The 15465-nt window shown below is 74.6% G+C and carries 13 protein-coding genes; 8 read left to right on the forward strand and 5 right to left on the reverse strand.

What is annotated here, in order from left to right:
• The first annotated feature begins 70 nt into the window (after positions 1-70).
• The 6 genes from AB0O40_RS20650 (at position 71) to AB0O40_RS20675 (ending at position 4751) form a co-directional block, all read left to right on the forward strand.
• Positions 71-928, forward strand: a complete 858-nt coding sequence (locus AB0O40_RS20650; RefSeq protein WP_365043417.1) for a RodZ domain-containing protein — start codon at positions 71-73, stop codon at positions 926-928.
• A gap of 143 nt (positions 929-1071) precedes the next feature.
• Positions 1072-2568, forward strand: a complete 1497-nt coding sequence (gene rimO / locus AB0O40_RS20655; RefSeq protein ID WP_365043420.1) for a 30S ribosomal protein S12 methylthiotransferase RimO — start codon at positions 1072-1074, stop codon at positions 2566-2568.
• A complete protein-coding gene (pgsA, locus tag AB0O40_RS20660) occupies positions 2565-3233 on the forward strand; it encodes a CDP-diacylglycerol--glycerol-3-phosphate 3-phosphatidyltransferase (protein WP_365043423.1) in 669 nt (222 codons plus the stop codon). The genes rimO and pgsA overlap by 4 nt, the downstream gene beginning before the upstream one ends.
• Before the next feature lie 15 nt (positions 3234-3248).
• Positions 3249-3794 carry a nicotinamide-nucleotide amidohydrolase family protein gene (locus AB0O40_RS20665; protein WP_365043425.1) on the forward strand — a complete coding sequence of 182 codons (546 nt, stop codon included), beginning with the start codon at positions 3249-3251 and terminating at the stop codon, positions 3792-3794.
• 109 nt (positions 3795-3903) lie between these two features.
• Entirely contained in the window at positions 3904-4281 is a 378-nt protein-coding gene (locus tag AB0O40_RS20670) for a helix-turn-helix transcriptional regulator (protein WP_365043428.1), read from the forward strand.
• A 119-nt stretch (positions 4282-4400) separates the two neighbouring features.
• The gene (locus AB0O40_RS20675; protein ID WP_365043431.1) at positions 4401-4751 is read left to right on the forward strand and encodes a hypothetical protein; all 351 of its coding nucleotides are present in this window, start codon (positions 4401-4403) and stop codon (positions 4749-4751) included.
• Here AB0O40_RS20675 and AB0O40_RS20680 read toward each other — a convergent pair.
• The 3 genes from AB0O40_RS20680 to AB0O40_RS20690 are packed head-to-tail and all read right to left on the reverse strand — an operon-like array spanning position 4699 to position 7119.
• Positions 4699-5511: an SDR family NAD(P)-dependent oxidoreductase gene (locus AB0O40_RS20680; RefSeq protein WP_365043434.1), complete on the reverse strand. Its 813-nt coding sequence runs from the start codon at positions 5509-5511 to the stop codon at positions 4699-4701. The two genes, AB0O40_RS20675 and AB0O40_RS20680, sit on opposite strands and share 53 nt — an antisense overlap.
• The gene (locus AB0O40_RS20685; RefSeq protein WP_365043437.1) at positions 5508-6341 is read right to left on the reverse strand and encodes a DNA-formamidopyrimidine glycosylase family protein; all 834 of its coding nucleotides are present in this window, start codon (positions 6339-6341) and stop codon (positions 5508-5510) included. Before AB0O40_RS20685 ends, AB0O40_RS20680 begins: the two co-directional genes overlap by 4 nt.
• Before the next feature lie 31 nt (positions 6342-6372).
• Positions 6373-7119, reverse strand: a complete 747-nt coding sequence (locus tag AB0O40_RS20690; RefSeq protein WP_365043440.1) for a GntR family transcriptional regulator — start codon at positions 7117-7119, stop codon at positions 6373-6375.
• 226 nt (positions 7120-7345) lie between these two features.
• Here AB0O40_RS20690 and AB0O40_RS20695 point away from each other — a divergent pair, with 226 nt between their 5' ends.
• Together AB0O40_RS20695 and AB0O40_RS20700 are read left to right on the forward strand one after the other, a co-directional pair.
• The gene (locus AB0O40_RS20695) at positions 7346-8590 is read left to right on the forward strand and encodes a PTS transporter subunit EIIC (RefSeq protein ID WP_365043443.1); all 1245 of its coding nucleotides are present in this window, start codon (positions 7346-7348) and stop codon (positions 8588-8590) included.
• Between the two features lie 94 nt (positions 8591-8684).
• Entirely contained in the window at positions 8685-9749 is a 1065-nt protein-coding gene (locus AB0O40_RS20700) for a hypothetical protein (RefSeq protein ID WP_365043446.1), read from the forward strand.
• A 42-nt stretch (positions 9750-9791) separates the two neighbouring features.
• On the opposite strand, the gene AB0O40_RS20705 is transcribed toward AB0O40_RS20700, so the two are convergent.
• Both AB0O40_RS20705 and AB0O40_RS20710 read right to left on the reverse strand, forming a co-directional pair.
• Positions 9792-14414 (reverse strand): ATP-dependent helicase, encoded by a 4623-nt coding sequence (locus AB0O40_RS20705; protein WP_365043449.1) that lies wholly within the window; start codon positions 14412-14414, stop codon positions 9792-9794.
• Between the two features lie 69 nt (positions 14415-14483).
• A complete protein-coding gene (locus tag AB0O40_RS20710; protein ID WP_365043451.1) occupies positions 14484-15311 on the reverse strand; it encodes an AraC family transcriptional regulator in 828 nt (275 codons plus the stop codon).
• Positions 15312-15465 lie beyond the last annotated feature (154 nt).

The raw sequence follows: 15465 nt of genomic DNA on the forward strand, positions 1-15465 counted from the left end.
TGCTCCACCCTTTCTGAACCCCCCTAGACTGGACGTCCAGCAGGTGGTTACACGCTCGAAAGGCGCCCTCGTGTCCATCGGCAACGCCAACTCCCCCGAAGAAGACCGGCCTTCCACCGGCGACGGCCCTTCGATCGGCCGGGCCCTGCAGCAGGCCCGGATCCGTGCCGGGCTCACCGTCGACGAGGTCTCCACCACCACCCGTGTCCGCATCCCGATCGTGCATGCGATCGAGCAGGACGACTTCACGCGCTGCGGCGGGGACGTCTACGCCCGCGGCCACATCCGCACCCTCGCCCGCGCCGTCGGGCTCGATCCGGCCGAGCTGATCGAGCAGTACGACGACGCCCACGGCGGCCGGCCGGCACCCACTCCGGCCGCACCCATGTTCGAGGCCGAAAGGATCAGGCCAGAGCGGCAGCGGCCGAACTGGACCGCGGCCATGGTCGCCGCCATCGTCGCCGTGATCGGGTTCGTCGGCTTCACCGCCTTCAGCGGTGACGACGGCGCGAAGAAGCGGCCGGTGGCGGAGGGCGCGGCCACGCCCCAGCCGGCGCCGAAGAACACCGGCAGCGTCAAGACCCTCAAGCCCAGCCCGCCCGCCTCGACCGCCCCGGAGCCCTCGGACAGTGCCCTCGCGGCCGCCCCGAAGGACATGGTCACCGTCGTGATGTCGGCGATGGGCGGGGAGAGCTGGATCTCGGCGAAGGACCACAACGGCCGGCTGCTCTTCGACGGCATGCTCGCCGACGGCGACTCCAAGACCTTCACCGACAAGGAGTCCGTCGACCTCGTCCTCGGCGACGCCGGGGTCGTGAAGCTGTTCGTGAACGGCAAGGAGATCAAGGACGAATTCCAGCCAGGGCAGGTCGAGCGGCTGACCTACAGCAAGGACGACCCCCGGCCGGCCGACGCCCAGGCCGGCTGACCACCGCCCGGCGGGCCCCCAGGGGCCGGCCGGCGGGCCCGGAAACCTCCCGATCCCCGGGGCGCGGCGCCGCGCCCCGGGGATTCTTGCAGGTCGGGGGCGTAGGTCCGGGGCCGGCGCCGGGACGAAGTAGTCTTGAGTCCATGCCCGAACGCCGTACCGTCGCCCTTGTCACTCTTGGCTGCGCCCGTAACGAGGTGGACTCGGAGGAGCTCGCAGGCCGCTTGGCGGCGGATGGCTGGGAGCTCGTCGAGGACGCCGCCGATGCGGACGTCGCCGTCGTCAACACCTGCGGCTTCGTCGAAGCCGCGAAGAAGGACTCCGTAGACGCCCTCCTGGAAGCCAACGATCTCAAGGATCACGGCAAGACCCAGGCCGTCGTCGCGGTCGGCTGCATGGCCGAGCGCTACGGCAAGGAACTCGCCGAGGCCCTGCCCGAAGCCGACGGAGTCCTCGGCTTCGACGACTACGCCGACATCTCCAACCGGCTCCAGACCATCCTCAACGGCGGCAGCGTGGAGGCCCACACCCCGCGCGACCGCCGCAAGCTGCTGCCGATCAGCCCCGCCGACCGGCAGACCGCCGGCGGCGTCGCGCTGCCCGGCCACGCCCAGGAGAGCGCCGAGGAGCCCGCCCAGGCCCCCTCCGACCTCCCCGAGGGCATCGCCCCGGCCTCCGGGCCCCGCGCGCCGCTGCGCCGCCGTCTGGACACCAGCCCGGTGGCCTCGGTGAAGCTGGCCTCGGGCTGCGACCGCCGCTGCTCCTTCTGCGCCATCCCGTCCTTCCGCGGCTCCTTCATCTCGCGCCGTCCCTCGGACGTGCTGGGCGAGACCCGCTGGCTGGCCGAGCAGGGCGTCAAGGAGGTCATGCTGGTCTCCGAGAACAACACCTCGTACGGCAAGGACCTCGGCGACATCCGCCTGCTGGAGACACTGCTGCCGGAGCTGGCGGCCGTCGAGGGCATCGAGCGGGTCCGGGTGAGCTACCTGCAGCCCGCCGAGATGCGGCCGGGCCTGATCGACGTCCTGACCTCGACCCCCAAGGTCGTGCCGTACTTCGACCTGTCCTTCCAGCACTCGGCGCCGGACGTGCTGCGCGCGATGCGCCGCTTCGGCGACACCGACCGCTTCCTGGAGCTGCTGGACACCATCCGCTCCAAGGCCCCGCAGGCCGGTGTCCGCTCGAACTTCATCGTGGGCTTCCCCGGTGAGACCGAGGCGGACTTCGCCGAGCTGGAGCGCTTCCTCACGCACGCGCGGCTCGACGCGATCGGGATCTTCGGCTACTCCGACGAGGAGGGCACCGAGGCGGTCACGTACGAGAACAAGCTCGACGAGGACGTGATCGCCGAGCGGCTGGCGCACATGCAGCGGCTCGCCGAGGAGCTGACCTCGCAGCGCGCCGAGGAGCGCATCGGCGAGACCCTGGAGGTCCTGGTCGAGGCGGTCGGCGAGGAGACCGGCGACGAGGACGGGGCCACCGGGCGCGCCGCGCACCAGGCCCCCGAGACGGACGGTCAGGTGATCTTCACGAGCGGCGAGGGCCTGGTACGCGGCCGGATCGTCACGGCGAAGGTGGTCGGCAGCCTGGGCGTGGACCTGGTGGCCGAGCCCCTGCACCTCGAGGAGGCGGCCGGATGACCGGAGTCCCGGCATCAGCGGCGGGTGGCACCGGCCGTCGGCCCGCGCCCGGCGGAAAGCTCGGGGCCGCGGCCGTCAACCAGGCCAGCCTGTGGAACATCGCCAACATCCTGACGATGGTCCGGATCGTGCTCGTGCCGGGATTCGTGCTCCTGCTGCTGGCGGACGGCGGGTACGACCCGGCCTGGCGCTCGCTGGCCTGGGCCGCCTTCGCCGTCGCCATGATCACGGACCTGTTCGACGGCCACCTGGCCCGTACGTACGACCTGATCACGGACTTCGGGAAGATCGCCGACCCGATCGCCGACAAGGCGATCATGGGGTCGGCGCTGATCTGCCTGTCCTACCTCGGTGACCTGCCCTGGTGGGTGACCGGGGTGATCCTCGGGCGGGAGCTGGGGATCACGCTGCTGCGGTTCTGGGTGATCCGGTACGGGGTCATCCCGGCCAGCCGCGGCGGCAAGATGAAGACCCTCGCACAGGGCACGGCGGTCGGGATGTACGTCCTGGCGCTGACCGGCCCGCTGGCCAGCCTCCGCTTCTGGGTGATGGCGCTGGCCGTGGTGCTGACGGTGGTGACCGGGCTCGACTACGTGCGCCAGGCGGTCGTCCTGCGGCGACGGGGTCTGGCCGAGGAGCGCGCCGGCAGCGGCGCGGAGGGCTGAGCACTCGAGGCTGACATGAGCGAGCTGGTGGGGAGAGAAGGGGAAACCGGTGCGGGCGGGACCGCCGCGGCGGTACTCTCGCTGCTTGCCGAGCGTGACCAGACGGTCGCGGTCGCCGAGTCGCTGACCGGAGGACTGGTCGCGGCCGAGCTGACCGCCGTGCCCGGGGCCTCCCGGGCCTTCCGGGGTTCCGTCACGGCGTACGCCACGGAACTCAAGGCCGAGGTGCTGGGGGTGGACGCGGAGCTGCTGGCCTCCCGGGGCGCGGTGGACGCGCAGGTCGCGGCCGAGATGGCGGCCGGCGTGCGGCGGGTGCTGGGGGCGGCGTGGGGGATCGCGACGACCGGAGTGGCCGGTCCGGATCCGCAGGACGGGCAGCCGGTAGGCACGGTCTACGTCGCCGTCGCCGGTCCGGCAGGCGGGAAAACCGCCGCGCTGCGGTTGAACGGCTCCCGTACGGAAATCCGTAGGGAGAGTGTACGGAGGGTGCTCGAACTGCTTTCGAGCGAACTCCGGAACAATGCGCGGACACAGGATTCGGAACAGAACGGGGGGACTTGATGTTTGCAGCCCTGAGTGAACACGACATCGCTCCCCGCACGGCCGCGGCGCGAGGCGGTACGGTGGGGCGTGAAGGATGCGGCTACACGGTCAGAGGAGGGAGCCACCGATGATTCTGCTCCGTCGCCTGCTGGGTGACGTGCTGCGTCGGCAGCGCCAGCGCCAGGGCCGTACTCTGCGCGAAGTCTCCTCGTCCGCCCGAGTCTCACTCGGCTATCTCTCCGAGGTGGAGCGGGGGCAGAAGGAGGCATCCTCCGAGCTGCTCTCCGCGATCTGCGACGCGCTGGACGTACGGATGTCCGAGCTGATGCGCGAAGTCAGCGACGAACTCTCGCTCGCCGAGCTGGCTGCGTCGGCTGCCGCGAGCGATCCGGTACCGGCACCGGTCCGCCCGATGCTCAATTCGGTCTCCGTGGCCTCGGTCGCGGGACCCGAGCGGGTGACCATCAAGGCGCCGGCCGAAGCGGTGGATGTCGTAGCCGCGTGATGTGAGTGTGGGCGAGGCCCCGGAGTGCGCCGTGTGCGCCCTGCCGGGGCTTCGTCGTGTTCCCGGCCGGGGCCGGCGTTCTGGGTGCGGTCCCGGAGCCGGTACGCGAGACTGGGCGGGTGGCAGGGCACGGCTTCCGGGGGCGCATACGGGTCCCCGCGCTGGGCGCGGCCGGCCTGCTGGGCGGCGCGCTGTGGTGGTGGGCGGTCCTGCGGCTGGCATCGGCCCCGCCGGGCCGTACGGGGGTCCTGGAAGGGGCCGTCGCGGTCGGCGGCTGGGGGCTCTCGCTGCTGCCGGTGCACGCCGTCCCGCTGGGCCGGGCCCCGGGGGTCTCGGCGGCCCGGGCGCGCGGTGAGGGGCTGCTGTCCGGGCTCTGGGCGGGGCTGTCGCGGCTGGGCCGGGCGGCCGGGCGGGCGATCACCAGGGCATGGCGACGCCGCCGTTCGGGCGGAGGATCTGCCCGGTCATGAAGGACGAGGCGTCCGAGGCCAGGAAGAGCACGGTGCCCGCGATGTCCTCGGGCTCGCCGACCCGGCGCAGCGGGGACATCCGCACCATCGCGGCCTCGGTCTGCTCCTGGACGGCCGTGTCGTGGCGGGAGGTCATGGGGGTGCGGATCCAGCCCGGGGCGACGACGTTGGCGCGGATGCCGTGCGGGCCGTTCTCGGCGGCCAGGGTCTTGGTCATCTGGACCGTCGCGGCCTTGGCGGCGCTGTAGCAGAGCAGGCCCGGTGCGGCGGTGTCCACGGCCCCGGAGGCCATGGTCACCAGGGAGCCGGGGGTGCCGGCGGCGAGCATCGCGCGCACCGACTCCTGGCAGGTGTACAGGACGCCTTTGAAATTGACCGCCAGGACCCGCTCGAGGTCCGCGTCGAGGGTGTCGACCACGCTGCTGGTGTGCATGATCCCGGCGATCGCGGCGGTGACGTCCAGCCGGCCGGTCTCCTGGCAGGCCCGCGCGACGGCGGCCGTGACCTGGGCGCGGTCGGTGACGTCCAGCGGGTGCGGGACGGCCGTGCCGCCCTCCTGCCCGATCAGGCCGGCGGTCTCCGCCAGGCCCTTCTCGTCGAGGTCCGCGCAGTACACGGCGGCCCCGGCGCGGGCGAGCAGGCGGGCGCTGGCGCGGCCGATGCCGCTGGCGGCGCCCGTGATCAGCGCGGTGCGGCCGGTGAGGTCGTACGACGGAAGGGGCATGGCGGGACGGTACGACCGTATCTGACGGATCGTCAACCAGTGGGCGGGGGCGGATCCGGGCGCCGGCCCGCGGCGGTCCGGCCGGAGGGGCCGGACTGGCAGCGGGGGCACCAGTAGGTCGGGCGGTCGTCCTGGAGGGCGGTGCGGACCGGGGTGCCGCAGCGGAAGCAGCTGCGACGGGCCCGGCCGTAGACGTACAGGGTCTGGCCGGCGCGGTGGCTGCCGGTGGTGCTGCGGCGGCCGCGGTCGCGGTTGGCGTCCAGCAGGCGGTGCGCCAGGTCCACCAGCTGGTCCGGGTCGGGCAGCTCGCCGACCGGGAGCCAGGGGGTGACCTTGGCCAGGAAGCAGAGCTCGGACTTGTAGATGTTGCCGATCCCGGCGAGGTTGCGCTGGTCGAGCAGGGCCTCGCCGACCGGGCGGTCCGGTTGGCGCAGCAGACGGGCCGCGGCCGTGGCCGGGTCCCAGTCGGGGCCCAGCAGGTCGGGCCCGAGGTGGCCGACCACCCGTTCCTCGTCCGCGGTGCGCAGCAGCTCGAGGACGGGCAGCCGGTAGCCGACGGCGGTGCGGTCGGCGGTGCCCAGGACCGCGCGGATCTGGTGGGCGGGGCCGCCGTGCCAGCGCTCGCCGGGGGCGAAGAGGTGCCAGGCGCCGTCCATCCGCAGATGGCTGTGGAGGGTGAGGGCGGGGGTGCCGTCGAAGCGGGTCAGCAGGTGCTTGCCGCGCGGCTGCACCCCGAGGACGGTCCGGCCGGTGAGGTCGACGGTGGCCAGCTTCGGCACCCGGAAGTCGCTCACGGTCAGGGTCCGGCCGGCCAGCGCCGCATCGAGGCGGTGGGCGGCCTGCCAGACGCTGTCTCCTTCGGGCATGACCCCATTGTCCGCCGGGCGGCGGGCGGCGTCAGTCGGTCTGCAGGGTGGTGCGCAGCCGGTAGCGGTCGCCGCTGTACTCGACGGTGGACAGGAGGACGGCGCGGTCGTCGGCGAAGACGGTCTGGTCCAGCACGAGGACCGGCGAGCCCGCGGCGATGCCCAGGTGGCCGGCGAGCGCCGGGCCGGCGGAGCGGGCTTCGATGGTGGCCTCGGCGCGGCGCGGCACGATGCCCCAGCGGGCCAGCTGCTCGTAGAGGGAGGCCGTGGTGAAGTCCACCCCGGTCAGGTCCGGGGCCAGCTCGGCCACCAGCAGGGTGCGGTCCAGGGCGATCCGTACGTCGTTGAGGGTGCGCACCCGCTCCAGCCGGATCAGCGGGGTGCCGGGGACCACGCCCAGCCGCTCGGCGTCGTCCAGGGACGCGCTCTCGACCGTGTTGCGCAGCACCAGGGAGCCGGCGCGCATGTGCTTGCGGCGGGCGGTGGCCGTGAAGGACTCGAGGTCCTTGGGCCACTCCCGGGCCGGCGCGGTCGGCGCGGGGGCGGCGACGAACCAGCCGCGCCCGTGCGAGGCGGTGACCAGGCCGCGCTCCACCAGGTGGGCCAGGGCGCGGCGGAGGGTCACCCGGGAGACCGCGAGCCGGGTGCACAGCTCGCGCTCGGGGGGCAGCTTGGCCCCGGCCACCAGGCCCCGGCGGGCGATCTCCTCGCGGATCCGGTCGGCGGCCTGCACCCAGAGCGGCTCCGGGCCGGCCGTCGCGGGGGTGGTGTCGGTCATGCCCTGCCCTTCCAGCGTGGTTCAGACCAGGACCATACCACTTGCTACCAGTTGGGCGGCTGACGGCTCCTGGGGCCTGGGGGAAACGGGCCCAAGGGTCGGAGGGCCAGGGGACTTCCGCCCCGATTTTATAAGACCACTACATACCTCTATTGACCACTGCAAGACCACTCCATAGGTTCGGGGCCGTGGACCTCCCACACCCCCGCCCCACCGAGGAGAAACGATGAGTACGGCCGCCCCCCAGGCCGCGGCACCCCGCGCCAAGCGGGACTCCCGCGTGATGCCCGTCCTGCAGCGCATCGGGCGCAGCCTGATGCTGCCGGTGGCCGTGCTCCCCGCCGCCGCGCTGCTCAAGCGGCTCGGTGCCGACGACCTGCTGGGCCGCGAGTCCTTCCCGGAGCTCGTCCGCAAGCTGGCGATGGTCCTCGACGCCGGCGGCAGCGCGGTCATCACCCACCTGCCGCTGCTCTTCGCGGTGGGCGTGGCCATCGGCTTCGCGAAGAAGGCCGACGGCTCGACCGCGCTGTCCGCGGTGGTCGGCTACCTGGTTTTCTCGTCCGTGCTGGCCAGCCCCGCCTTCCCCAACGGCGTCGACGGCAAGCCGCTGGACGCCAAGGTGCTCGGCGGCATCGTGATGGGCCTGGTCACGGCCCTGCTCTACCAGCGGTTCAGCCGGACCAGGCTGCCGGACTGGCTGGGTTTCTTCAGCGGACGCCGGCTGGTGCCGATCCTGAGCGCCTTCGCGGGCGTGGGGATGGGCGTGGTCTTCGGAGTGGTCTGGCCGACCGTGGGGTCCTGGTTCTTCCACTTCGGCGAGTGGCTGGTCGGCACCGGGGCCTGGGGCGCGGGCGTCTTCGGAGTGGTGGTGCGCGCACTGATCCCGATCGGGATGCACCACTTCTTCTCGTTCTTCCCGTGGTTCGAGGCCGGCAGCTACGTCAACCCCGCCACCGGCGCCGAGGTCCACGGCGACATCGCCCGCTTCCTCGCCGGCGACCCGGCGGCCGGGCAGTTCATGACCGGCGGCTTCCCGATCTACATGTTCGCCCTGCCGGCGGCCGCGATGGCCATGGCGCACACCGCCCGGCCCGAGAACCGCACCATGGTCAAGGGCATGATGATCTCGATCGCGCTCACGTCCTTCGTGACCGGGGTGACCGAGCCCATCGAGTTCGCGTTCATGTTCGTCGCGCCCCTGCTGTACGTGGTCCACGCCCTGCTCTTCGGCCTCTCCATGGCCCTGTGCTACGCCCTGGGCATCCGCGACGGCTTCGGCTTCTCCTCCGGCGCGATCGACTACGTCGTCAACTTCGGCATCGCCACCAAGCCGCTGCTGCTCATACCCATCGGACTGGCCTTCGCGGCGCTCTACTACGTGATCTTCCGGTTCGCCATCGTCAAGTTCGACCTGCCCACTCCGGGGCGGGAACGCGAACCGGCCGAGGACGAGGGCACCCCGGCGCCCTGAGCGCCCCCGCCGGTCCTCCCGCTCCAGGCCTCCCCGCAGCAGCCCGCGCAGCCGCTCCTCCCGCAGCCGCTCCTCCCGTCCGAAAGGAACCCCCATGTCCGGATCCCGCATCACCTTCCTCCAGGGCCAGGCCGGTCAAGGCGCCGCCCTCGAACGCGTGGCCGCACACGTCCGCGGCCAGCTGGCCGCGGCCGGCGCCGCCCGGCTGGTGGCCGCCCGCCGCCCGCTCCTCGCCGGGATCGGAGCCTCGTACGCCGCCCTCGCGGTGCCCGTCCAGCAGCTGCGGGAACAGGGCGTGGTCACCCAGCGCGTGCTGTCCAGCGAGATCGAGGGCGGCCTGACCGGCTTCGAGGCGGACGTGCTGATCGGGGTCTCCCAGGGCGGCCGCAGCACGGAGACCCTGGCCGCCTTCCGGGCGGCGCCGCCGGCGACTTTGAAGGCGGCCCTGGTCAACGTCTCGCCCTCGCCGCTCGTGGCGGCCGCGGACCTGGCCGTGGACCTCGGCAACGAGCCCGACTCCTACGCCTCCACCATCGGCTACACCGGCACGATCGTGGCCCTGGACCTGATGGCCGGCGCCCTGACCGGGCGGCCGGCGGACCAGGGCCCCTGGCACGGCATCGGCGCGCTGACCGACCTCACCCACCGCCGGGCCGCCGAGGCCGTGGCCGGGCTGCGGACCGGGGCGGCCGGCTGCACGGCCGCGGACGTGGTCGCCGCCGGAGCCTCCCGGGCCTCCGCCGAGGAAGGGGCGCTGCTGCTGCGCGAGGTGGTCCGGATGCCCGCGACGGCCGCGGTGACCCGCAACTACCTGCACGGCGAGATGGAGTCGGCGGGCAACACCCTGCACGTGGTCCTCGGGGCCGGGCGGGAGGTGGAACTCGCCGGCTCGCTCGCCGCGGCCGGCCACTGCACGCTGCTGGTCACCACCGCCGAGACGGGCCCGGCGGAGCTGCCGGACCTGCACGTGGTGCGGCTGCCGGCCTGCGCGGGCGCGGTGCGCACGGTCCTGGAGGCCGTGGTGCTCCAGGAGCTGGTGGCCCAGCTCAGCGACGAGCGGGGGGTGCCCATCGAGTCCTTCGTCTTCGCCAACGACGACACCAAGGAGGGCGGGGTGGACCCGGCGGACTTCGCCATCGCCTCGCCGGCCGCGCTCTGACCGCCCGCGCCCCGGGGCCGGCCGGCGTCCCGGGGCGCGGCCTCAGGGCCGCAGCCGCAGCCCCTTGGGGGTGGCGTGGAAGCCGGCGGACTCCAGGGAGCGGCCCAGCGGGGAGGTGAGGGCCGCGGTGCCGTTGGTCCGCTCGACCGTCAGCGCGCCGACCTGGCCCGCGCGGGCCGCGGCCGCGAGGGCGGCGGTGGCGGCGAGCAGGGCCGGCGAGTCCGGCTCCGGCCAGGCCAGCAGGGTCTTGCCGCCGCGCTCCAGATAGAGCGCGAGCTCGCCGTCGACCAGGACCACCAGCGAGCCGGCCTTGCGGCCCGGCTTGTGCCCCGCGCCGTCCGGCGGCTCCGGCCAGGGCAGGGCCGCGCCGTAGGCGTTGGCCGGGTCCGCGGCGGCCAGCACCCGGGCCTCCAGGGCCGACTCGGCGCGGTCCTTCGCGGTGGCGGCGGCGCGCAGCCGGTCCACCGCACCGTCCATCGCGAACTGGGCCGCGCCCAGCCCCTCCACCACGTAGCCGCGGCGGGCCTGCCCGCTGTCCTCGAAGGCCGACAGGACGCGGTAGACGGCGGAGAAGCCGCCCTCGATCCCCTCGGCGGCCACCGCCCCGCGGGTGACCACGCCGTGCCGGTCCAGCAGCGTGCGGGCCACCGCGTGGGCCCGGTGGGTCGGGTCCGGCTCGGCGGGCGGCAGCAGCGACCAGCGCCCGGAGACCGTCGGCGGGCCGGTGCGGGAGGCGGCCGGCCGGGCCGCCGCGGTCAGGCTGCCGTACCGGCCGCGCGGCACGGTCCGCCGGGCCCGGTGGGCGGTGGCGCCGGCCGTCCGGCCGCTGCCCAGCAGGGACCGCAGCGGGGCGAGGGTGTCATTGGTCAGCCGGCCCGACCAGGCCAGGTCCCAGACCGCCTCGGAGAGCTGGACGTCCGACACCTCGGGCAGGGTGCGGCGCACCGCGTCGGCGATCTGCCGGTAGAAGAGGCCGTACCCGCCGGACAGGGCCTCCAGGACGGCCTGGTGGAGCGGGGAGAGCTCCAGCGGGTGCGGGGCCGGGAGCAGCAGCGGGGCCGCGTCCGCCAGGTAGAGCGAGACCCAGCCGTCCTTGCCGGGCAGGGCCCCGGCGCCCGCCCAGACCACCTCGCCGGTCGTGGTCAGCTCGTCGAGCAGGGCCGGGCCGTACTGCGCCACCCGGGAGGGCAGCACCAGCCGCTCCAGGGCCGAGGCCGGCACCGGTGCGCCCTGCAACTGCTCGATCGCCCGGGCCAGTCCGTCGATCCCGCGCAGCCCGCCGCCCACGTGCTGCCACTGCGGGAGGAAGGAGGCCAGCGAGGCCGGCGGCACCGGCTCGAGCTCCTGGCGCAGCGCGGCCAGCGAGCGGCGGCGCAGCCGGCGCAGCACCGCCGCGTCGCACCACTCCTGCCCGATGCCCGCGGGGTGGAACTCGCCCTGGACCACCCGGCCCGCCGCGGCGAGCCGGTGCAGGGCGCCGTCCGTGACCGCCACGCCCAGGCCGAACCGCTCGGCCGCCGCGGCGGAGGTGAAGGGGCCGTGGGTGCGGGCGTACCGGGCCAGCAGGTCGCCGAGCGGTTCCTTGACCGGCTCGGTGAACGCCTCCGGCACCCCCACCGGCAGGGCCGTGCCCAGGGCGTCCCGCAGCCGGCCGGCGTCCTCGATCGCCGCCCAGTGGTCCCGGCCGCCGATCCGGACCGCGATGGCCCGCCGGGCCGTCCCCAGGGCAGCCGCCCAGGCGGGCTCCGCGCCCCGCTCGGCCAGCTCCGCCTCCGTCAGCGGGCCCAGCATCCGCAGCAGGTCCGCGACGCCCTCGGCGTCCTTGACGCGGCGGTCCTCGGTGCGCCACTGGAGCTCCCGCTCCAGCTCGGCCAGCACCTCCGCGTCGAGGAGTTCGCGCAGCTCCGCCTGGCCCAGCAGCTCGGCCAGCAGCCGGGAGTCCAGCGAGAGGGCCGCGGCCCGCCGCTCGGCGAGCGGGGAGTCGCCCTCGTAGAGGAACTGCGCCACGTAGCCGAAGAGCAGGGAGCGGGCGAAGGGCGAGGGCTCGGCGGTGGTCACCTCCACCAGGCGGACCCGCCGGGACTCGATGTCCCCCATCAGCTCCGTCAGGCCCGGGACGTCGAAGACGTCCTGGAGGCATTCGCGCACCGCCTCCAGCACGATCGGGAACGACCCGAACTCCGAGGCCACCTGGAGCAGCTGGGCCGCGCGCTGGCGCTGCTGCCACAGCGGGGTGCGCTTGCCGGGATTGCGCCGGGGCAGCAGCAGCGCCCGGGCGGCGCACTCGCGGAACCGGGCGGCGAACAGCGCGGAGCCGCCGACCTGGTCGGTGACGATCCGGTCGACCTCGCCCTTGTCGAAGGCCACGTCCGCCGCGCCCAGCGGGGCCTGCTCGCCGTCGAACTCGAAGCCGGTCCCGGACCCGGCGCCCCCGAGGTCGCCGTCCAGGAGGTCCAGGCCCATCAGGTCGGCGTCCGGCAGCCGCAGCACGATGCCGTCGTCGGCGTGCATCACCTGGGCGTCCATGCCGTACCGCTCCGCCAGCCGGGCGCCGAGCGCCAGCGCCCAGGGGGCGTGCACCTGGGCGCCGAACGGGGAGTGCACCACCACCCGCCAGTCGCCCAGCTCGTCGCGGAAGCGCTCGACCACGATCGTGCGGTCGTCGGGGACGTGCCCGCAGGCCTCCCGCTGCTCCGCCAGATAGGCGAGGACGTTCTCCGCGGCCCAGGCGTCCAGCCCCGCGGCCAGCAGCCGCAGCCGGGCGTCCTCCGCGCCCAGCCCGCCCACCTCGCGCAGGAAGGCGCCCACCGCGCGGCCCAGCTCGAGCGGCCGGCCCAGTTGGTCGCCCTTCCAGAACGGCAGCCGGCCGGGCACCCCCGGCGCGGGGGAGACCAGCACCCGGTCGCGGGTGATGTCCTCGATCCGCCAGGAGGTGGTGCCCAGGGTGAAGACGTCCCCCACCCGGGACTCGTAGACCATCTCCTCGTCGAGCTCTCCGACCCGGCCGCCGCCCTTCTTGGGGTCCGCACCGGCCAGGAAGACGCCGAACAGGCCCCGGTCGGGGATCGTCCCGCCGGAGGTGACCGCCAGCCGCTGCGCCCCCGGCCGCCCGGTGACCGTGCCCGCCACCCGGTCCCACACCACCCGCGGCCGCAGCTCCGCGAAGGCGTCCGAGGGGTAGCGCCCGGCCAGCATGTCCAGCACGGCCGTGAACGCCGAGTCCGGCAGCGCGGCGAACGGCGCCGCCCGGCGCACCAGCGCCAGCAGGTCGTCCACCTGCCAGGTGTCCAGCGCGGTGATCGCGACCAGCTGCTGGGCCAGCACGTCCAGCGGGTTGGCCGGGATCCGCAGGGACTCGATCGAGCCGGTCCGCATCCGCTCCGTCACCACCGCGGACTGCACCAGGTCGCCCCGGTACTTGGGGAAGACCACGCCCCGGGAGACCGCGCCGACCTGGTGCCCGGCCCGGCCGACGCGCTGGAGCCCGGAGGCCACCGAGGGCGGCGACTCCACCTGCACGACCAGGTCCACCGCGCCCATGTCGATGCCCAGCTCCAGGCTGGAGGTGGCCACCACCGCCGGCAGCCGGCCGGCCTTGAGGTCCTCCTCCACCAGCGCCCGCTGCTCCTTGGAGACCGAGCCGTGATGGGCCCGGGCCAGCAGCGGCGGGGCGCCCTGCGCGGCCCCGGACTGGGCCATGACCTGGGCCGGCGGCGCCCCCTCCGGCAGCGGCTCGCCCACCGCCCGCTCGTACGCGATCTCGTTGAGCCGGTTGCACAGGCGCTCGGCCAGCCGGCGGGAGTTGGCGAAGACGATGGTGGAGCGGTGCGCCTGGACCAGGTCCGCGATCCGCTCCTCGACATGGGGCCAGATCGAGGGCTTGTCCCCGCCCTCGGAGCCCTCGGTGGCCGGTGAGCCGCCCAACTCGCCCATGTCCTCGACCGGGACGACCACCGACAGGTCGAACTCCTTCTGCGAGGGCGGCTGGACGATCTCCACCGCGCGCCGCGGCGACAGGTACCGGGCCACCTCCTCCACCGGACGGACCGTCGCCGACAGGCCGATCCGGCGGGCCGGCCGGGGCAGCAGCTCGTCCAACCGCTCCAGGGACAGCGCCAGATGGGCGCCGCGCTTGGTGCCCGCCACGGCGTGCACCTCGTCCAGGATGACCGTCTCGACCCCGGACAGCGCCTCCCGGGTCGCGGAGGTGAGCATCAGGAACAGCGACTCGGGGGTGGTGATGAGGATGTCCGGCGGGCGGGTGGCCAGCGCCCGGCGCTCGGCGGGCGGGGTGTCCCCGGAGCGGATGCCCACCCGGATCTCCGGCTCCGGCAGGCCCTGGCGCACCGACTCCTGCCGGATGCCGGTCAGCGGGCTGCGCAGATTGCGCTCCACGTCCACCGCGAGGGCCTTGAGCGGGGAGACGTAGAGCACCCGGCAGCGCTTGCGGGCCTCCGCGGGCGCGGGCGTACTGGCCAGCCGGTCCAGGGCGGCGAGGAAGGCCGCCAGGGTCTTGCCCGAACCGGTGGGGGCGACCACCAGGACGTCCGACCCCTCGCCGATGGCCCGCCAGGCGCCCTCCTGCGCGGCGGTGGGCGCGCGGAAGGCGCCCGTGAACCACGAGCGGGTCGCGGGGGAGAAGGAGTCCAGCGCTGATCGGGCCATGCACCCCATCGTGCACCCCGCCACCGACAACGGCCCGGACCTGCGCGGATGCGTCCGGTGACGGCGGGCTCAGGGGGCGGTGCGCTCCCGGCGGTAGGCGCCGGGCGGGACCCCCACGATCCGGGTGAAGTGCCGGTTGAGGTGCGGCTGGTCGGTGAAGCCGACGGTCACCGCCGCCTCCGCGACCGGGGTGCCCGCGGCGAGCAGCGCCCGGGCCCGGCGGACCCGGGCGTCGGTCAGCCAGGTGTGCGGGGGCATGCCGTACGTCTCGCGGAAGGCGCGCAGCAGGGCGAAGGGGCTGGTGCCCAGCGAGGCCGCCAGCTGCTCCAGGGACGGCGGGTCGGCCAGGTGCTCCTCCAGGACCGCGCGGGCCCGGGCGGCGGTGGCCGCGCCCGCGCCCCGCACCGGACGGACCGGCAGCGTCCCGCCGTGCCGCCGCAGCAGCCCGGCGACCGCGATCCGCAGGACGCTGTCGGCCGCGAGGGCGTTGCCCTCCTCGGCGGCCCGGTGGACCTCCTTGATGAGCCGGGCGGCGGCCGGATCGGCCACCACGTCGACCGTGAAGCCGGGGGTGCCGCGCAGCGTGCCGATCTCGGCGGCCACCTCGGCGATCAGCCGCCGGTCCGGGTACAGGGTGTGGTAGGCCCAGCCCTCCGCAGCCCCGGCGCGGGCGGTGTGCGGTACCTCGGGGTTGATCAGGACCACGTCCCCGGCGCCCGCCCGGACCGTGCCGCCGGGCAGCCCGACCTCCTCGATGCCGCCGGTCACGGTCGCCATGACGTACCCGTCGTGGGCGTGCCGGGGGAAGGCGTGCCGGACGTAGTGGGCGCGCAGCAGGTCGAGGCCGGGCAGTTCCGCGTACTGCCAGTGCCGTGCCCACTCCCCGTCCGGTGCCATGGGTCCATTCTCGCCGCCGTGCGGGGCGGGGGCCCGGGGGTGTCCGGGATGTGGGCGGGGGGGTGCAAGAACGTACAAGACCGGCTGGTCGGGGGCGGTCTACGGTCTTGGCGTGGCAGAGACAGCGGTACCTCCAGAGACATCCGTACCCCGG

The sequence above is a fragment of the Streptomyces sp. NPDC089919 genome, assembly GCF_040684615.1.
Lineage (GTDB): Bacteria > Actinomycetota > Actinomycetes > Streptomycetales > Streptomycetaceae > Streptomyces.